This is a genomic window from Pirellulales bacterium, assembly GCA_036499395.1.
Lineage (GTDB): Bacteria > Planctomycetota > Planctomycetia > Pirellulales > JACPPG01 > JACPPG01.
Window position 1 is genome coordinate 17,991 of the sequence record DASYDW010000134.1, and the last position, 19,327, is coordinate 37,317.

The 19,327-nt window shown below is 61.9% G+C and carries 16 protein-coding genes; 5 read left to right on the forward strand and 11 right to left on the reverse strand.

The window, feature by feature from the left end; genetic code table 11:
• Window positions 1-62 precede the first annotated feature (62 nt).
• The 8 genes from VGN12_27595 to VGN12_27630 all read right to left on the reverse strand — a co-directional run bounded on the left by VGN12_27595 (window position 63) and on the right by VGN12_27630 (window position 9,843).
• Window positions 63-344 carry a hypothetical protein gene (locus VGN12_27595; protein ID HEY4313246.1) on the reverse strand — a complete coding sequence of 94 codons (282 nt, stop codon included), beginning with the start codon at window positions 342-344 and terminating at the stop codon, window positions 63-65.
• A 406-nt stretch (window positions 345-750) separates the two neighbouring features.
• Window positions 751-1,866, reverse strand: coding sequence for an alkene reductase (locus VGN12_27600; GenBank protein HEY4313247.1), 1,116 nt, complete (start codon window positions 1,864-1,866; stop codon window positions 751-753).
• A 105-nt stretch (window positions 1,867-1,971) separates the two neighbouring features.
• Window positions 1,972-2,661, reverse strand: coding sequence for a phosphoribosyltransferase family protein (locus VGN12_27605; protein HEY4313248.1), 690 nt, complete (start codon window positions 2,659-2,661; stop codon window positions 1,972-1,974).
• Window positions 2,662-2,675: 14 nt separating this feature from the next.
• Entirely contained in the window at window positions 2,676-3,296 is a 621-nt protein-coding gene (gene tmk, locus VGN12_27610; protein ID HEY4313249.1) for a dTMP kinase, read from the reverse strand.
• 138 nt (window positions 3,297-3,434) lie between these two features.
• Window positions 3,435-4,457: a WYL domain-containing protein gene (locus VGN12_27615; GenBank protein HEY4313250.1), complete on the reverse strand. Its 1,023-nt coding sequence runs from the start codon at window positions 4,455-4,457 to the stop codon at window positions 3,435-3,437.
• Window positions 4,458-4,476: 19 nt separating this feature from the next.
• On the reverse strand, window positions 4,477-6,834 hold the full coding sequence (locus VGN12_27620) for a TolC family protein (protein ID HEY4313251.1): 2,358 nt from the start codon (window positions 6,832-6,834) through the stop codon (window positions 4,477-4,479).
• Between the two features lie 445 nt (window positions 6,835-7,279).
• Complete coding sequence (locus VGN12_27625; GenBank protein ID HEY4313252.1) at window positions 7,280-7,756, reverse strand: hypothetical protein; 477 nt, start codon at window positions 7,754-7,756, stop codon at window positions 7,280-7,282.
• A gap of 14 nt (window positions 7,757-7,770) precedes the next feature.
• Window positions 7,771-9,843, reverse strand: a complete 2,073-nt coding sequence (locus VGN12_27630; protein ID HEY4313253.1) for a hypothetical protein — start codon at window positions 9,841-9,843, stop codon at window positions 7,771-7,773.
• Between the two features lie 470 nt (window positions 9,844-10,313).
• On the opposite strand from VGN12_27630, the gene VGN12_27635 reads away from it, so the two are divergent.
• The 3 genes from VGN12_27635 (at window position 10,314) to VGN12_27645 (ending at window position 14,479) form a co-directional block, all read left to right on the forward strand.
• Window positions 10,314-11,234: a hypothetical protein gene (locus VGN12_27635; GenBank protein HEY4313254.1), complete on the forward strand. Its 921-nt coding sequence runs from the start codon at window positions 10,314-10,316 to the stop codon at window positions 11,232-11,234.
• Window positions 11,235-11,655: 421 nt separating this feature from the next.
• Window positions 11,656-14,028, forward strand: coding sequence for a hypothetical protein (locus tag VGN12_27640; GenBank protein HEY4313255.1), 2,373 nt, complete (start codon window positions 11,656-11,658; stop codon window positions 14,026-14,028).
• A 79-nt stretch (window positions 14,029-14,107) separates the two neighbouring features.
• Window positions 14,108-14,479, forward strand: coding sequence for a DNA polymerase ligase N-terminal domain-containing protein (locus VGN12_27645; GenBank protein ID HEY4313256.1), 372 nt, complete (start codon window positions 14,108-14,110; stop codon window positions 14,477-14,479).
• On the opposite strand, the gene VGN12_27650 is transcribed toward VGN12_27645, so the two are convergent.
• Together VGN12_27650 and tyrS are read right to left on the reverse strand one after the other, a co-directional pair.
• The gene (locus tag VGN12_27650; protein ID HEY4313257.1) at window positions 14,431-15,180 is read right to left on the reverse strand and encodes a hypothetical protein; all 750 of its coding nucleotides are present in this window, start codon (window positions 15,178-15,180) and stop codon (window positions 14,431-14,433) included. The two genes, VGN12_27645 and VGN12_27650, sit on opposite strands and share 49 nt — an antisense overlap.
• Window positions 15,181-15,354: 174 nt before the next feature.
• Window positions 15,355-16,638, reverse strand: coding sequence for a tyrosine--tRNA ligase (gene tyrS, locus VGN12_27655; protein HEY4313258.1), 1,284 nt, complete (start codon window positions 16,636-16,638; stop codon window positions 15,355-15,357).
• A 267-nt stretch (window positions 16,639-16,905) separates the two neighbouring features.
• Here tyrS and VGN12_27660 point away from each other — a divergent pair, with 267 nt between their 5' ends.
• Entirely contained in the window at window positions 16,906-17,652 is a 747-nt protein-coding gene (locus VGN12_27660; GenBank protein ID HEY4313259.1) for a hypothetical protein, read from the forward strand.
• Between the two features lie 55 nt (window positions 17,653-17,707).
• On the forward strand, window positions 17,708-18,310 hold the full coding sequence (locus VGN12_27665) for a hypothetical protein (GenBank protein ID HEY4313260.1): 603 nt from the start codon (window positions 17,708-17,710) through the stop codon (window positions 18,308-18,310).
• A 42-nt stretch (window positions 18,311-18,352) separates the two neighbouring features.
• Here VGN12_27665 and hemC read toward each other — a convergent pair whose 3' ends face one another.
• Window positions 18,353-19,279 (reverse strand): hydroxymethylbilane synthase, encoded by a 927-nt coding sequence (hemC, locus tag VGN12_27670; GenBank protein HEY4313261.1) that lies wholly within the window; start codon window positions 19,277-19,279, stop codon window positions 18,353-18,355.
• Between the last annotated feature and the right edge of the window lie 48 nt (window positions 19,280-19,327).

The following is a 19,327-nucleotide window of genomic DNA, read 5'->3' on the forward strand; positions in this document are numbered from 1 at the left end:
GTCAGGCTTTGCGTTCATTTCTGATTGCGCCAAGTGGCGTGAATTACGCGCTGGGCATCGCCCTAAGTTATTGGCACATAATTCGTTGCGACCGCAATCACCAAAATAGGGAGCAGTTTCACCAAAATGGTGAAACTCACCGGCGGCTGCTGGGTGCGCAACTCCACCGTCGCGCCCGCCTGGGAGGGCGCGCGATCGAACTCGTTATGCAGCACTAGCGCGGCGCGATAACTCGCGCTCGCTTCGAACTGCGCAGGCGCAAACGCGAACTGCGACCCGCACTGACGCTGATTCGTGAACGCGCGCGTTTTCGAGAACGCGCATGCGAACACGATCCGGCGCAATCGCGGGATCGCATCTTGTTTGCGAGCTATAAGTTGTGGCTTCTCTGTTCGGACGACAAATCCTGCATCACTGGCTGCGGTAACATCCCTGTCACGGTCTGGAATCAGACCGCCCTCGAGCCTGTATTGCCTCGTGAAAGCCCGCGCGCAACGATAGCGCTGGTGCTTTTCCTTTGAAGACTGTTCCGGTGATCGCCCCCGCGCAGGTGCGATCGCTCCCTGCGAACTCGAATGAGCGCGCAGAGGGCGTTTCTTGCTATGCAACTGCGGTGCCAAATCCTTTGCCGACCTTTTCTGATCGGTAAAGTCGGGGGTGATTCGGCGCCGGAACCCGGTTGGTAAGTGGCGGTCAGACGCGGAAAGGCCCGGTCACACGGCCCCCGGCTTTTGACTTTCCGCGGAAGCGTTACACCGACGGCGCGGCGTAGACGGGGTAGTCGGTATAGCCCCGAGCGTCGAAGGTATAGAACGTGTCGCGATCGTACTCGGCCAGCGGCAAGCCCCGTTCGATTCGCGCCGGCAGGTCGGGGTTCGAGATGAAGTAACGGCCGAACGCCACCATGTCCGCGTCGCCGCTCTCGACCACGGCCTTGGCCGTCTCGGGCTCGAACCCGCCGGCAGCGAGGATGTTCCCCTGGAATATCTGCCGTAGCTCGTGTGCCGCGACCGGCCCCTGTCCCTCGGTGATCACGACGTTCCCTTTGACGCGGGGCTCGATGACATGCAGATAAGCGAGCCCGAAGCGATTCAATTCCCGCGCGACATAGCCGAATAGCGCACGCGGATCCGTATCCGACATGTGGTTCCAGCTACCGCTCGGGGCGATGCGCACCGCGGTGCGGTTGCCTCCCCACACGGACGCCATCGCGGCGACGACTTCGAGAAGAAGCCGCGCCCGGCTCTCGATCGATCCACCGTACGCATCGGTCCGATGGTTACTGCCGTCTTGCAGGAACTGGTCGATCAGATAGCCGTTGCCGGCGTGAAGTTCGACGCCGTCGAAGCCCGCGTCCTTGGCGCGTGCGGCGGCTTGTCGGTAGTCCTCGACCACGCCGGCAACTTCGCTGATCTCGAAGGCCCGATGCGGCGACGGTTGCGCCCAGCCCGACGGCGTGGAAACGACGAGCGATTTGTCCTGCCAGTAAGCGGGATTGACCGATGCCGTGGCTGGAGGCGAGTCGCCGGTCATATCCATGTGTGACGCTCGACCGGTGTGCCAGAGCTGTGAGAACATCCTGCCACCTTTGGCATGAACGGCGTCGGTGATCCGCGTCCAGCCGGCTACCTGCTCGTCCGAGTAAAGCCCGGGCGCGCCGTACCAGCCGCGCGCGGTTCGGGAAATGGCCGTGGCTTCGGAGATGATCAGCCCGCCGTTCGAGGCGCGTTGCCGGTAGTATTCGAGCATCAGCTCGCTGGGAATGTCGCCGGGCTGCTGCGATCGCGAGCGTGTCAGCGGGGCCATAACCACGCGGTGCAGAAGCGTATAGGGACCGACCTGGATGGGAGTGAAGAGTTTGGCCACGGCGAGTTCTCCGATTCAGGAAGACAAATTCTAGAGCTTCTTTGTCGACTCCGCCCGACAGTTTAGCGTCTCGCGAGCTTTTCGATTCGCTCGTCCTGGCTGGCGTTACGATCGCGTGTCTGCTGCCGGCGGCGCGCACTGCGATTTGAGAAAATCCTGCCCGTGGGCGTAACGGCAGTTCACCGGCACGCGCTGTTGGCAGAGCGGGCAGTTCGCGGCGGGCCACTCGGCGATGTCATATTCGAGTAGAAAATCCAAGTATTCGACGCCGATTCCTGCCGCGTCGACGTTGCCGCGGTGAACCAGCGCCGCGGCGCCGATGACGTTTCCTCCGGCTGAGCGGACGGCCTGCGCGGTTTGCCGCAGCGAGTGGCCACTGTTGATGACATCGTCGACGATCAGCACTCGGCGGTTGGCGACCAGGGCGTCATACCCGCGGCGCAGCACGAAATTGCCACGCAGTTCTGCCGCGGGGCCAGCGGCCGCGGGACGCGCGGCGTGCTCGGTAAAAACGGCCGGCAGGCCCAATGCATGGGCTGTCCATTGGGCCACGATCAAACCGCCGGTGGCCGGCCCGCAAAGAATCTCCGCGCCACGTGCGCGCACCGCGTCGGCCAGCAACGAGGTCAGCCGGCGGATACGTTGCGGCTCGACGAAGATCGCGTCCTTGTCGATCCAGCCGCTGCCGTGCTGGCCCGAGATATAAACGAAGTGATCGTTCGTCAGAATGGCGTTGCACGCCACGAACGTGGCCCGTGTCTCTTCGGCACGCTGTTGGGCAATCGTATCGCTCATCGCTGCCCCGCGAATCAATCACTTGCCGTGGGGATCAGCCGCGTTTCGAAAGCGCGTTGAATATCGGCCTGCACGACCGCCACGTCGCGTGCGGCGTCGATCACCACGATCTGTTCGGGGCGACGGCCTGCCTCGGCCAGAAAGCCCTGACGCAGGCGCCTCTGGAATTCGGCTCCTTCGAGTTCCATGCGATCGAGCGGGCGCGTCAGCCGGGCGCGAGCCGAATCAGGGGACATATCGAGCACGATTGCGAGATTCGGTTCGATGCCCGCGGTCGCCGTGCGGCCGATGCGCCAGAGTTCGTCGACGTCGAGCCCGCCGGCGTGCCCCTGATAGACGACATTGGCCAGCAGGAACCGGTCGGCGAGTACCGTCTTGCCCGCGGCGAGTGCGGGACGAATGACCTCGGCCACCAGTTGGGCCCGGGCGGCCATATACAGCAGCATCTCGGCGGTGCGCGAGATCGGCGTGTCGCGCGAATCGAGTAAGATGCCGCGAATCGACTCGCCCAACGGGGTACTGCCGGGATCTCGACAGGTGACGACGTCATGCCCTAGTCCGCGCAACCACGCCTCGCACAGGGCGAGCTGTGTGCTCTTGCCGGTCCCATCGATTCCATCCAGCGAGAAAAACAAGGGCGAAGCGTCCTTTGTCACGCCGCGTTTAGTGGAGGCTCGTAATTCGCCGGGTCATTGTAACAACCAACGGTCGCGGCGGCAGGCGAGGAGTCGTGCCGAACTGCGGCAGGCAAACACCCGTGGGCGACTGAGGCGTTATCGCGGCCGCCGAACCTTTTGTGACGACGGTTTTTTCGTGGAGCGCTTTTTCGACAGGACCTGCTTCGTACGCTTGCCGGCCGTCAGTGGTTTCTTTCGCGACTTGCCGTCGATCTTGGCATCATGCGGCGGGGCGTAACGAGCCAGGAGTGCCCGACTGCGCTCTTCGATCAGTTGCCGCAGCGCGACGGGTTGCAGGACCTCGGCCTGGTCGCCGTAGCCCAGAATCCACCACGAGATTTCATGGATGCCGGAAACCGTGACGTGAAAGTCGAGGCGCCCGTCATCGCGCCACTCGAGTCGTTGCGTCTTATGCCAGGCGACTTCGGCCACGTTCTCCGCGACCAGCTTTTCGAAGCGCACCACGACGTGCTGATCGGGGCCTGCTTCGGGGATCAAATGCCAAGCGTTGCCCAGTTGGCGGTCGATCGTAAAGCCGCGCGGAATTTGAAATCGTTCGTCCAGCGGTTCCAGATGGCTGATCCGTCCGACGTTGAAGGTTCGCGTCTGGCGATGAAACGAGGACCGCGCGAAGACATACCAACTGCGGCGGCTGAATAGCAATCGATAGGGACTGAGCTTCGTGCGGATCACGTCCTGATCGCTGAAGCTGTCGTATTCGATCCGCACGCAGCGCCGGCGGCGAATCGCGTCGATCAGTTGCTGATAATACGGCGCGGCGCCGTGCGATTGATTGGTCGCTTCCAGACGCATGTGAATGGCGCCGGTCGCTTCTCGCAAATACTCTCGCAACTGCTCGGGCAGCGCACACTCGAGTTTCAGCGCCGCGGCTCGCGCAGGGGCGTGGAAGGGAACGCCCGAGCGATCGCCCAGGTGGTAGCACAACACCAACAGCGACAGCGCTTCCTCCGGCGTGAAGTTCGTCGGCGGAAGAAAGTTCATGCCGGGGATGCGGTACTGCTGCTCGTGATCCTCGAACAGCATTGGGACGCCCGCCAGGCGGAGCATGTCCAAGTCGCGAAAGATCGTCCGCCGGCTGACCTCGCATTCGACCGCCAACGAATGCGCGTTGTGACCTCTACCGAACTGGAGCAAGCCGATTAACTTGAGCAGACGCGTTATTCGACTGTGTGTCATCGGTGTAGAGCGACGGGTCGACGGGCTGGGTGTTGTAGGCCGTTTGCATGACGGCTGCACCCGAGCGTCGCGTGTCACCCGTGGATACGACGGAGGAAGGTGCCTGAATCGGACGGCTGTTAGCAGCACTCCAATCGTACGATGCGGGGCCGGCGTTTGCCCCCGGTGCTGAGGTGATGGAGTTAAAATCCTGACCACCCGACATCGGCTGTTGCTGTCCGAACATTCCGCCCCCGCGCCGCTGCGGAATCTGGCTCGTGGTGGCTCCGCCCGGCATGGCTCGGTCAGCCGGCGGGGCCGGGACCGATTCCGGTACCGGTTGCGGCGGCGGCTGATCGGCACCGTTGCCGTTGTAGATCATGTCGCCGGTTCCCATTTTCTGGCTGATCGGTCCGCGGCTGAAGACGTTCGGCTGAATGAAGCCGTAGTTGATCTGCAGGCCGGCGTCACGCTCGCGAGCACGCTTGCGGGCGTCGAAGTAAGCCTTGCCGGGCCACGGGCCTTCTGCCAGGTAGACGTTGTTGTATTCCAACAGCGAACCTTTGCGGTAATGCACGGTACGAACCGCCAGGTTGTAGTCGACCAGCGATCGGAAGTAGTCGCTCGTGGCCACGGCCAACCGGCGTTGGGCATCCAGCAACAAGTCCAACGTCACGGTGTCCGTTTCATAAGCGGCCCGCACGGCTTCGACGTTGACCCGGGCGGCAATCAAGCGGTTGAAATTCGTTTCGGTCAATTCGTACGACCGTACCAGGGTACGGATGGCCGAGGTGAGACCGTGAATCATTTCCAGTTCTTCTTCCTGCAACACAGCCCGTTCGCGAGCCAACTGCAACTGTGCGTTGCGAACGCCAGCCAAGGCCGCACGGAAACCGATCGGAACGTTGGCCTGGAAGCCCATCTGCCATTCCTGGTACTGACCGCCGGTCAAGGATTGCATGGCGTTGTTGAACTCTTGCGGGCTGCGCTGGATGTCCCACAGGTTCTGGCCGAAGCCGAGCCAGCGGTACGTGCCGTCGAAGTCCAAGCGGGGCAAGAGGAAGTTCTTCGACGCGATGATCTGCAGCTCTTTCTGCTTCACGATCCATTTCTGGCGGCGTAGTTCGGGCATGCGCGCCAGGCTTTCGATCTTGATTTCATCCCAATCGAACTCGACCTTGGCCGTGGTCGGATCATCGGCGGGCCGGATCAAACGGCCATCCGTGGGCGCGATACCCATCTGATAGCGCAAGCGGTTTTCCGTCTCGTAGACGTTGCTGACTGCGGCCTCGACCTGTCCGCGGAACAGGAAGTACTGCTCGCGGGCTTGAGCCTCTTTCTCCGCCTCACCGCCGCGGGCACCGGCGTCGTAGAGGGCCTTCACTTTTCGCCAGGTAGACAGAGCACTGTCGCGCCCCACGACCAAAGCGTCCAGGTTGCGGTACGAGAAATACAGCTCCCAATAGGCCAACTCGGTATCGTTCACCACGTCGCGGATGCGGCCTTCGAAGTCCGCGATCGCGATATCGACGTTCGTGCGGGCGATGGCCACACCGTTGTAAACGCCAGGGATGTTCGTAAAGCCGCCGACACCAGGAATACCGCTCGGACCGGCGATGCGGTTGAACTGCGCACCGTAGCCTTGCAAGAACGGGTGGCGGAATTCGGCCTCGAAGTTGGTCGTCCAGTAGGCCGGGAAGAGGTTCGTCGGGTTGTTGTTCATGTCGTAGTTGGTGTTATTGCGGAAGTACACGCGATCGCCGGCCGCGGTGACCTTCGCCAACTGCGATTGAAACTGGGCGGCGTCTTCCGCCAGAACGTTAGCCAACAAGCCGGCGAAGTTCGCATTCACCGGGTGGTCGTTCTTTTGCCAGAAGACGCTGGTGCTCCATTGCGTATCGAAGTTCGCCAACGTGCCTTCCACGCCGAAACGAGGATCGCTTTCCGTGATGGCGGGCGCGTAGATCGTTTGCGCATTGAGCGGGGATAGCGAAACCTGGAACGTCGGGTTCTGCACCTGGCCGCCCAGGGTGCGGAAGACCTTGCTGTTTTGCAGCGTGACGCGGACCGCCTCTTCGAGGCGCAACGGCCAGAATTCCTTCGGTTCGGGGTTCTGCAACGTCAGCGGCGGCAACGAGCCGCTGACGTCCGGGATCGTATCCGCGTTTACGTCGGGATACTCGACCTCGGTGGCGACTCCCTTGTAGTGAGAGAGATCGCCGTCCTCGAAGAAATAAAAGGGCCGACTCGGCTGGCAGCCGGTAATGAGCACCACAAAGGCGGTGATCGTGGCCCAAAATCTGGCGTCTCGCACGCTCATGGAATCACGTCCTACACGACAGAGTTGCCGCTGACTCTCGATGGGAATTTGTCCCCTTGAAGCGTCGCCGCCCGAACGGCAGGCAGTGTTTCAAGACGACAAACTGGGCGCAGCCCTTCGGGGCGCTCCCATCGTCAAACCTCATATCGGCAGCCCAAGCGTTAGACTTCGGAGAATCGCTACAATCAAAAACATTCGCGAAATCGCTAAACCCTACCCAACCACCCTGAAGTGGCGCACCTTTCGGCATAGAAGGGGTCCGAACAGGGGACTGCTAGCGAGGGAGGGCCGCACAAGAGAGTGCTGGCGACAAGTTGCTGGCACGGCTAGCGGCCAGTAGCGCTCGGACAAATGATGCGTCGCGCGGTAACGCTCTCAGCAATGCGGGCGTATGCAATGAATGCAGTGCCGGCCAGGAACGCCAGTGTGAGCTTGGGAGAATTCCCTAGAGATACATGCCCACGAAGCCGCCGTGTTCGTCGCTCTCGCTCTGCATGCGTTCGATTCGCTCGATCGTCTGCTGCAGATCGCCGGCACCGATATAACGGTCGAACTCGGCACAGACGGCGATGGGCACGGTCTCGGCGAACCAATGGACGACCGGTTCAGTCAGCCAATCACATGTCTCGCGTAGCAGCGCGACCTGCAGGGCACAGCTAGCGGACTTGCGGTCGGTCTCGTCAGTAAGCACGGTCCCTTCGAAGCTGAACTCGATTCCGCCCCGATCCACCTGATTGGTCAGATGGAACGTGCATGAGGCGTTATAGAGAAAGTAGCTGTTAAAAGTTCCATGCTTGGCGATCGCGTCCAGGATGTGCTGGCAACGGGCACGAAATTTCGGAGACGCGTCCAGCGGAATGTCGGTGCGGCTGACCGAGCGCAAGGGGAGGCAATCGAAGACGATATCGACGTAACGCCTCATCGTAGGGAATTCCTTCAGCGTGATGCGGAGGGGGACGTCGTTATTTCGGCCGCCGCACGTGCAACGCTTGAAGTTTTGGGGATCTGACTCATGCCGACGCTGATCCATGGCCCGGCAGTATTGATATCATTTAGCGCCAGCGGTCCGGCGTTCTTCCATTCCCCCTTGAGCTGAATCGGCTCGTCCTTGACGATTTCTGGCTCGAAGATTTTCTCCAAGCGGCGCTTCATGAGATTGCGGAGCGTGGTCTGCGGCAGCGACAGGCGTCGCCCGCCCCCCTGCACAAAGCCCGGCGGAAATATCTCGATATCGCCGATACGAGTCGACTTGATGCCGGCTCCTGCTTTTTCCAGCTTGTAGTTCACCGTGAAGTTCATCGCCGGGTAGCTGTGATTACCCGAGGTGTACTTCTTGCCGCGACCGGTGACCGACACGCCGGTTTCCGTGACTTTGAAAATTACGGGATCCTCGTCGGCGAACGTGATCGTCCATTCTTCCTTGCCGGGGTCGGCCTTCAGTCGCTCAGGCACTTCGCCCATGAAATCCTTGGCGAACTTTTCCAGCTCGGGCTGTCCGACCTTATGCCCGGCCAAAGTGCTGGCGGCAAAATTGTTGACCAGCGATTCATGCAAGCGAACCGAGATCTGCGGTTTGCCGACGATCTCGGGAGCCGGCGTCTGCGATGCCAACTGCGCTCCACTGGCCTGAATCGCGGTTACGAAAAGATGATCAGCGCTCGTGCTGAAGTAAACGCGCGGCAGCAAGCCGCGACGTACCAGCGGATTGCGGAATCGTTCCCTCATTTGCTGATTGGCTTTAGCCAGTTCGACACCAATGCGACCCTCGAACATCGTATTGAGACGCTGTTCGGCATGATCTTCGGCGATTCGCTCGGCTTGCGCCTTTTGCTCGCCGGCGCGTTTGGTCGCGACGCGGCGAACGATGCAGTCGACGAATCCCCCCTTTGAGCTGCCAATGCCCGTGATTTTTGTCGACGAATCTGCCGCGGCCGTGACCGGTAGCCCGTGGATTCCGTCGATGTTCACGGTCAGCCATTTGGTCGCCAGCAGGCGAGTGGTCGCCGTGGTGTTGATGATGGCCGGTCCGTTGTAGCCGGTGTTGCGCGATTCGTTGATCCCTTCCAACGTGGCTTCGAGCATCGCCACGTCAGCATTGGGTACCAGGCGGAACGAGACGTCACCCTTGGTCCGGCCTGATCCGACGAGCCTAGTGCCGAGAATCACGTCGCGCACGGGGGCGGTCTCGTCGATCGGTCGGCCCATGCCGTCGTTAAGAAAGGCGCCAGCGACGCTGACGTACAGATTCGGTTGCGATAGTTGGTGGCTGATCGACTCGACCAGTGGCGCCGCTTGCCGGTGTCGGACCAGCCAGTCGAGCAGCGGGCCGATCTGCTTGAGATGTTCGGCCGAGGGTTCCTTAGCATAGGCGTCGAGCGCCGTACTTAGCTTGTCGACGATCGTGTCGTATTCGGCGCGAGCATTGGGGTTCTGGTTCTCACCGAGCACGACCATGTAATCCGCAAGTGCCGTCGCCAGGTTCGTGAACTGCGGCATATCGAGCCCGACCTTGTCGGTGCGGAGCTGGGCCAAGACCGGATCGAGACTCTTGGGCGTAGGTTTCGCGTCGGCTTTCAGTTGCGCGTCCAAGTCTTTCCCGTGCAGGTACGCCTCCCACGCCTGGCCGTTCTTACCTTTTCCGAGGAAGCCTCGCAGCGCGGCTACGGCCTCGGCGACCTTAGTCCGATCCGCTTTCACGAGCGCCTCGTCGGCGGGCTGAAACTGTGCCTTGGCCGCGCGTGCGATCTCAGGCAGTTCGTTGACTTTGGGAGCGTTCAGCACGGCGCGCCATTGCCCCAGCGCCCGGCGAAGTTTGAGGAACTGGGGACGGTCGAGACCGGCCTTACCGGACTCCAGCCGAGTGATCGCCTCGGCCACCTGTTTGGCGTCGGCCTTCGCCCCCAGGGCGAGCTGGGCGCGAATGTCTTCGAGATGCAGATACTTCCGCCACCCCTCGCCTGCGGGCGTATGGCCGAGCCAGCCATCGGCCTCGTCCAAGGCGTGGCTCACAGCCAGTTCGCGCCCGGGTATTTGTGCGTAAGCGTTTACTGAAAAAGCACTTGCAGCGATAGCTATCGCAAGAATTCGACCGATTTGACGGGGCATCCGTCACCTCGCGACTCGGGCGGCATGGGGAAATTCAATTCTGATGCGTAAGCCCCTTCATACCAGGAAAGATACGGAAAAACCATCGAAAACGGTGGCGAGGGGGTCCGTTCAACCCCAATCAGACGGTTGAAACGAGGCATCCCCCCTGGTAAACCGGTGTCTCCCAAGCCGCGTAATCGGCAAAGTCCATCGCACGAAACCCACCCCGTTCCGGCGGGCTCGCCCGACGCCATCTCGCCCGTCGTTCCACTCGCGTTTTGTGCAAGCCGGCTTAATGAGCCCGGACGGAGAAACCCTTAATTCGCGTCGAACAGCTAGCAGGGTTTGCTGGCATCGGTCGGCCGTTTAAGCAGCATTTTGAGGAGGGACCCATGCTTCGATCGAGACTTTTTATCGCCCTGATGACCGTGACATCGCTCGTCGCGGTCGTTCGACCCTGCCCGGCAGATGAGAGCGCTAAACCGGAGACAATCAGCGAGAAAACCGCGGAGACGGAACTCGTCTGGGAGACCGATTATTCGACGGCCATGCAGCAGGCCGAACGGCAGAAGAAGATGTTGCTGATTCACTTCGTCGACGAGGTGCGACCGGCTCCGTCCGAGCCGTTCTTGAAGCAAGTGCGCGAAAACGAGCAGGTGCGGGCGAAGCTGGCCAAATTTGTCCTGCTGCGCCTGCCCGTGGACGTGCAGGTCAATTCGAAGGGGACGTCGACCAAGTTGCTGGACCATCCCTCGTTTGCGGAAATGGAAAAGCATCAGGGATTGGCGGTCGTCGACTATGCCAACCCGGGCACGGAGCATTACAGCTACGTCGTGAGCACGCTGCCGTTCAAGAGCGGCAAATACTATCACTACAACCCCAAGCACGTTGCCGTTTTGCTGGACCTGCCACCGGGGACGCAAACGCAACGCGCCCTGGTATTCGCCGTGCGAATCCATCCCGAGGCACCGGCTAGTACGAAGGGGGAAATGGACCCCCAACTGGTGCGCGAGGCGAAGAGTCACTCGCAATACCAGGCGAACATTCGCGTGCAGGGGCATCACCATTGGGATTCCCGCTTTCCACGGATCCACTCTTTGTTGGGTTTCGGCCTTACCCCCCAAGAAGTTGTGGCGGAAAGTTGGCCGCACGAGAACCTGCTCGACGCCGCGGTCGACTGCGTGCAAAGCTGGCGCCAGTCCTCCGGCCATTGGGGGGCGGTAAAGCGAAGCCAGCCGAAATTCGCCTACGACATGCGTCGCGGCAGTAACGGCATCTGGTATGCTACGGGCATCTTCGGGAATCGGTACTAAAGCCCGCGGATTCAACGAACCAGCGCCGAGCCCTCGGCGGGCGAAACAGTCACGACTGTTTTGATCCGACGAGGGCTCTTTCATGCGCGGCGCACGCTTCGCGAAGTGTACGAAGATTGAGACGCGATCGACGAGGCGTGTACGCGATTCCGATCGTGACGCTGATAACTGCGCGGTTAGTGCGTTTGCACCACCTGTAAGGACATGTTGATCGCAGGCAACGCCGTTGGTTGAAAAAAATCATCACGTTGCCAAATCGCATGCTACCCTTTCTCCAGGCGGCAATGTTTAACATGGGCCCGCACAATCGGACCGACGGCGAATGCCGAACGACGTCCGCAGTCGCACGGCGGCGCGCAGGCGCAAACCCTCAGGATTCTTTGTCGTGACCCGGCAGTCGATCGCAGGATGGCGATGTCTGATGCTGGCGACGCTCGTCGTCGCCACGACCGGGCGCAGTGCATTGGCCACGCTGCCGCGCATCGATCCGTCGGGTCAGCGCCTTTTCTTGTGGGACGCACCGCCGCTGACGCGCTACGTGCCCGAGCCCGCGAAGCCGACCCATTTCAACATGATGTTCCTGCGTGTCGCGCCGGCGAAAGTCATCGCCCCGGTGGGCGCCGAAGTCGTGCTGGTCGGCAGCATCTGCGGCCCCGACGGTTACATGCACGCCCGCGAACGCGTTGAATGGATGTTGGCCCCCGGCGGCGTGGGACAATTCGTCGATCTCAATCAAACGAGCTGGCTCGATCGGGTGAAGCATCCGCAAGACACGCCGCGCAAGCTCGATAATTCATTCGCCGTCGGCAGCACTTCAACCAAGTATGTGGCGCTGACGCGCGGCACGGCCACGCTGGACGATGACGTGCCCGTGCAGAAGGGGCAAGCTTGGGTCACGGTCACCTCGCCCGTCGAAGGCGCGAGCTTCGTGACGGCCTTCGCCCCGAACGTCTTCGGATGGGATCAGCGGCAGCGCACGTCGACGATCTACTGGGTCGACGCCCAATGGTCGTTCCCAGTGCCGGCTACGAATCCCGTTGGCACACGGCATGCCTTCACCACGACCGTGACGCGACAGTCCGATCGGACACCTCTGGTCGGCTGGATCGTGCGTTATGAGATCACGGGTGGTCCCGCGGCCGGCTTCGCGCCCGATGAACGGCAAGTGATCGAAGAACCGACCAATGCATTGGGCCAGGCCACGGCGGAAATCGCTCAACAATCGCCAGCGCCCGGCACGAACACGATCTCGGTGCAGATCGTGCGTCCGGCCGAGCTCAGCGGTAGCTATGGTCAGCGGCTTGTCGTGGGCAATTCGGTGACGACCAGCTCGTGGACAACCGCGGGCAATCTTTCACTACGCACACTGGGGCCCAGCCAGGCGACCACGGGTTCGACGATCGGTTATCGGATCGAGGTCGGCAACCCCAGCCCGCTCTCGACGCGCGGCGTGGTGGTGACGAATCAGATTCCGGCCGGGCTGACATTCCTCAGCAGCAATCCTCCGGCGCAGCCAGGGCGCGGCACGCTGCAATGGAATCTCGGCGATCTGGGCGCGGGGCAAAGCCAGGCCATCGAAGTTGATTTCCGCGCCGATCAGCCCGGCATCGTCAATAACTGCGCCGTGCTCAATACGGGCGAAGGGACGACTGCCCAGAGTTGCGCGACCACGACGATCACGGCCGTCGCCGTGCCGACGCAATCGTTGACGGTGACGATGTCCGCGCCGCAGAGTGCCGCGGTCGGACAGGACGTCGACTTTATAACGCTCGTGACCAATCACGGTGTTTCGGCGACCCCCGTCCTGACGGTGGTCGATCGCTTTGACGCCGGTTTGCAGCATGCCAACCTTGCCAGCCCGATCGAACGCAATCTCGAAGCGATTCAGCCGGGCCAGACGCAACGGGTGATCATTACGCTGCGGCCGATGCAGCCGGGCCAGTTGTGCAATACGCTCGAAGTTCACGATACGGCCGGTGGCATTTTGGGCAACGCCCAGGCGTGCGTTAATGCCGCCGTGGCTGCCGCTCCGTCGGTGGCGAAACCGACAATCACGGTGAAAAAGACGGGGCCTGCGAGCGTCGCAGCCGGCGGGATCGCCGATTTCGTCATCGAGATCACGAATACCAGCCAAGTGCCGGCAACGCAGCTGCAACTGGCCGACAGCTATGATCGCGCGATGAGTCCCATCAGCGCCACCGAAGGGCACGACTGGTCACGCGATGGGGCCGGCGATTTGGTGTGGCTGCTCGATTCGCTGCCGGCCGGGAAGACCGTGCGTTACCAGGTGCGCTGCCAATGCGTGACGCCGGCGGCCAATGCCTGTAACCGCGCCACGGTGACCACGGCCGAAGGTGCGACGGCGTCGGACGAGGCCTGCCTGGCGATCACACAGGCGGCGGCTCCCCCCGCGCCTCCGGCAGGCGCCGCGCGATTGACCATCGCCGTGGCTGATCTTGTCGAGCCCGTGGCCTTGAAGGCCAATACCACCTATGAAGTGAAGATCACCAACAACGGGCAGGGGCCCGATAGCCAGGTCGTGCTGACCGTGACCGTGCCGGACAAGATGACCCCGATGGGCGTCGGACCGGGGGGCATCGCCACCGCGGCGATCTTGGGCAAGACGGTCCGCTTTGATCCCGTGCCGACGATCGCGCCGGGCGAAACGCTGACCTATCGCATTCAAGCCCGCGGTGACGAGGCGGGGCAGGCGCAGTTTCGCGCGCAGGCGACGAGCGCCGGAAATCCCGCCGGGGTAGTCGGCGAGGAACTGACGACGATCTTCGCGCCGTAATCACGCGCGCAATGAGGCGTGGCTTATCTCGACTATAATTCCTGGCGTGCAAACGCAGGATTCTCAGAGAGCGCGCTTCGTGGTGTTGTGGCATCAAATGCCGGCCGGGGCGCCGCGCGCTACGCACTGGGACTTCATGATCGAAGTCGGAAGCGCACTACGAACGTGGGCGCTCGCTGAGGAACCGTCCGACGGCGAGACGATCGACGCCGCGGCGCTGCCAGATCATCGGCTGGCGTATCTCGAATACGAGGGGCCGGTTTCAGGCGATCGGGGCGAAGTCTCGCAATGGGACCGCGGAGTGTGCCGGGCGGTCGAAGTTACGCCAGACCGGTGCCTGTACGAATTAACGGGGGACCGGTTGGTCGGCCAGGTGCTGCTGGTTCGAGCGCAGCCGACGGATCACTGGACGTTTCGATTCTCGTCCGGCCGGCTGGCCACGCCCGAGTGAGGCTTTATGCCCGGCGTGCTTGGTGAGATCGATTCGGTGCGACCGGCCAGATAAATGGCCGCGTCGCGCAATTGCAGTGCGTCGAGCTTTAGGACCGTGGTCGCGGTGTGAGCCTCGGGCAGAGTGATAAACGCCACGGGGTCGCCGTGTGCTTGCCGCCACTCGACGCGCAGATTGAGTCGTTCGGCCGCATTGGCGATGCCGTCCATGATCGGCGTAATCGGTACAGGAATCGCGCCCGCCCGGGCCCCGTGAACACGCAATGCGATCACGTGCGGCTCGGCCAGATAAACGTCGAACTTCACAGAGACGATCGTCGAGAGTCCCGGATACTGATATCCGCAGGCGATGATCGCCCGATCAGGCTCGAAGCGTGCCCGCAGGTCTACGACGTTCGGCGGTAGCAGCTCGGGGTGATTCTGTGCGAGGTCGATTGCTAGCCAGCCGTTGACCTGCTCTTCACTCAGCAGGGCGTACCATTCTCCTTCGTGCCGAGCGGTGTTCATCAGCGCTGTCGCGCTTTCGAGCATCTCGTCGTTGCCTTGGCGCAGGATTTCTGGCTCGATTAGAAGCGCAGCGCGATAGAACGCCGGGACGTGCCAAATCGAATAAATCAGAATGACGAGCGCAACAACGAGCGCGCCGATGGCGCTACCGGCAATGAAAACGGTTCGCGAGCATTTGCGCCTGAGCGATGGCACGGTTCAAGTAGTTCCGGAACAGGTTGAGAGTTCGAAACTCGCACGCGAAGGACAGGCCGGCGCAACGGCGCGCGGCAAAAAGCGGCTGGATAGTAGAAACCGACAGGAAATCGGTCAATGCGTGTGTTCGCCCGCCGTGGCAGAGGTCCACGCGGATGGCCGCCGTTGGCGAAATTAGCCGCGGAATCGCAGTAGGGCGTAGCTCTTTTTGCCTGATCGCAGCACTAGCACTGTCTCGCTAGCAAGGTCTGCTGGCGTGAGCGTTGCATCGGCCGAAGCGATGCGCCGATTGTTCGCGTAACCGCCCCCCTGGGTGATCGTGCGGCGAGCTTCGCCCTTACTTTTCGCCAGGCCTGCGGCGACGAAGGCATCGATGACGTTCAAGCCCGCCGCGAGTGCGCCGCGATCAAGTTCCTGGCTGGGGACGTCGGCAAAGATCTCGGCCAGCTCGCTATCGGAAAGCGATGCGATTTCGGCGCCGAACAGGATATCGCTGGCGCGCTGCGCCTTGGCCAGGCCTGCTTCGCCATGCACGAGGCGCGTGATTTCTTCGGCCAGGCGGCGCTGGCTTTCGCGACGCCCTGGATCCGTGGACCGGGCGGCGTCCAGCAATTCGATCTCTTCACGCGACAGATCGGTGAAGAAGCGCAGGCATTTGCCGGCGTCGGCATCGTCGACGTTGATCCAATATTGATAGAACTTGTAGGGGCTCGTCCGTTCGGGCGAGAGCCACAGGGCGCCCGACTCGGTCTTGCCCATCTTCGTGCCGTCGCTCTTGGTCAATAGCGGGCAAGTGATGCCGTACAGTTGCACGGCGTGCATCCGGCGAGCCAGGTCGATGCCGGCCGTGATGTTGCCCCACTGATCGCTGCCGCCGATTTGTAGTTCGCAGCCGTGGTTCCGGTGTAGATACACAAAGTCGTAGGCCTGCAACAGCATGTAGCTGAACTCGGTAAAGCTCAGTCCGCTGTCGGTGCGCTCGAGCCGGCTACGGACTGAGTCCTTGGCCAGCATTACGTTTACGGGGAAATTTTTGCCCACGTCGCGCAGGAAATCGAGATAGCTGAAGCCTCGCATCCAGTCGTAATTGTTGACGAGCGTCGCGGCCGTAGGGCCGGTACCGAAATCGAGGAACGCGCGCATCTGCTCTTGCATGCTGGCGACGTTGTGGGCGAGCGCTTCGAGCGACAGCAGGTTGCGTTCCTCGCTCTTCCCACTGGGATCGCCGATCATGCCGGTGGCACCGCCGACGAGCGCAATGGGGCGATGGCCCGCGCGTTGAAAGCGGCGCAACATCATCAGCGCCACGAGATGTCCGACGTGCAGGCTGTCGGCCGTGGGGTCGAAGCCGGCATAAACGGCTACGGAATGCTCGGCCAATCGGCTGCGCAGCGCCGCGTCGTCGGTCGTTTGATGGATCAGTCCGCGCCAGTTGAGTTCGGCGATGATGTCTTGCACGGGAGTCCTAGAAGTCTGGTCATTAATGACGACGGAATCGGTCCCACAAATCGTGGCTGGCATCCTAACCGGTAGTCCGCCGAGCAGGGTAGGGGACAATCGCGAAAACCCGCTGCCCGACCGGGGTTGCATTCTCTTTTTGTGCTGCTCGGCGCGACTGCGCCGTGGCGCCGGTGGGGTAGCTGAATCGCTGCCTGGCGATCGTGACCTATGTTTGGGCAAAGGCAATTTCGCAATTCCTACGTCTTCTCTATGAGGGGGCTTCTCATGCGTACGTTCGCCTATTCGATCGTGGTTTCGTGTTGCATTGTCAGTGCCGCCTTTGCCAACGACGATGCCGCGGCTGTCACGGAGCAGGCAAGCGACCGGACGGTCACGATCGACGGCCGCGAGTTTAAGCCCGCCTTCGTCGAGGCCGTAGCCGGCGCTTCGCTCATGGAGTTCGTTCCCACCGGCGAAACGCTGGAGAATTGGACACGGCTGGCCGCGATTCGCGAATATGCCGAGCTGGACAATCCGCTCGAGGTCGTTCAGGAAATCGTCAAGAAGTTGGACAAATGCGATCCGCCGGCCAATGCCGAGGTGATGCAGAATCCCAAAAATGGGGCCGTGGTTTTGAGTTTCACGGTCTGGTCGGAAGACAAGTCCTTTGCCGAGTACAACGTCTTCGAGTATTGCCGTCGGCCGGAGGGGGGCCTGGTTTCTTACCAATACGCGATTCGCGCCTACGGCGACGAGGCGGAACCGTTCGCCAAGAGCCTTGATGCCGACGCTCGCGCAGGGTTTTTCGTCGACGCTATCGAATTCGCGTCGTCGCAAGGCAACGGGGGCGCTGACGCTTTAAGCGACGCGGGCAATGGCTTTCAGGTTCAAAAATTCGAGCCGATCAACGCGCGAAGCAGCGAATCGACCAGTGACGATCCGGCGAGTGACGACTCAGCGAACAGTGACTCGACGAGCAGCAGTGACGCGTCGAGCAATGATGACCAACGCCGCGACGACCAAAGTAACTAAGGCGTGATGCGCCAACTTTGTTATTCAATCGCATTCTTCTGCGCGAGGTTTTTTCATGCGTCTCTTCGTCTGTTCGCTCGTGATACTTCTCTGTTTGGGCACCGTTGGCTTTGCCGCTGACGATGTGGACGAGGAAATGGCGGAAGCCACCGTCGCCGAGAAAACGGTCACGGTCGATGGCCACGATCTGCAGTTGGCCTACGAGGCCGAGGCCGACGGCGACACGATCGAAGAGTTCATCCCGGCCGACGAAACGCTGGAAAACTGGACTCGGATGGCCGCGATCCGGACCTACGAAGACGTTAACGATCCGATGGCCGTGGCCGAGGCGGTCGCGAAGCAATTGAAGGAGCAGAAGCCCCCGATCGACTATGACTTGCTGCAGAATTCGGAGACCGGGGACGTCGCGATTAGCTTCATCGTGTGGGGCGAAAATGCCGCGTTCGCCGAATTCAATGTGTTTCAATACAAGAAGCTCGGCGACTCAGGGCTGGCGATGTATCAATATGCCCTGCGCGCGTACGACGTTGACGTCGATTCCTTCATCGAAAGCCTGGACCCCGAAACGCGCATGAAGCAAGTCGCGGTCACCGTGAAGTTCGGCGCCGATCAAGCGGGCACAACGCAGGACGAGAAGGACGACGAGAAAGACGAGTAGTCGTGCCGCCGGCGTTCCTGCGGCAGCCTTAGCGGACCGGCTTCAATTCGTGCGTGCCGCGCGGATCAAATCGCCGGCTCCCTGCCCTGCCAGATCGGTGGCGACTTGCTGCCCCAATTCTTCGGCGGCATCGAGCGCGCTGACTCGCTCGGCATGCAGACGCTTCTGACCGTCGGTGCTGAGGACCGCGGCCGTAAGCTTCAACTGTCCGTCCGGCTCGACGCGTCCCCAGGCGGCGACCGGCGCCAGGCATCCGCCGCTGAGCGCGCGGAGCATCGAACGCTCGGCCACGACCGCGGCCTGCGTCGCCTGATCGTCGAGCGGTGCAATCGCGGTCAACGTGCGGGCGTCGGCAGCGCGACATTCCAGCCCTAACGCTCCCTGGCCAATGGCCGGCAGAATCAGAGTCATCGGCAAGTGCTGCGTGATCTCGTGTTCGAGGCCCAGTCGGGTCAGACCGGCCGCGGCAAGGACCAGGGCGTCGTAATCCCCCTCCTTCAGTTTGCGCAGGCGAGTTTCGACGTTTCCGCGAATGTCTTTCATCGTCAGATCCGCGCGAACGTGCAGCAACTGGGCGCGGCGCCGCTGGCTGCCTGTGCCCACGATCGCTCCGCGGGGTAGCGCATCGAAGTTCGCCGCGTCGCGCGAGACCAGCACGTCGCCGATTGGCCCGCGGGCGGGGACGGCGCCAATCGTCAGGCCGGCGACCGGTTCGGTCGGCAAATCTTTCAGGCTGTGGACGGCCAGGTCGACTTCTTCGGCCAGCAGGCTGCGCTGCAATTCCTTGGTGAACAGGCCGTCGCCCCCCATCGCACCGATCGCATGCGTTTGATCACGATCGCCGCGCGTCGAGACGAGCACGATCTCGACCTCGTGTCCCAGTTCGCGCAGCCGCGCGGCAACCCAATCCGCTTGCCAGCGGGCCAGGATACTGGCGCGTGTGCCGAGTCTTATCGGGCGGGAGGACACAATGAGTTCCTGAACAATGGTGAGCGAAACGCCCATTATAGGCGGAAT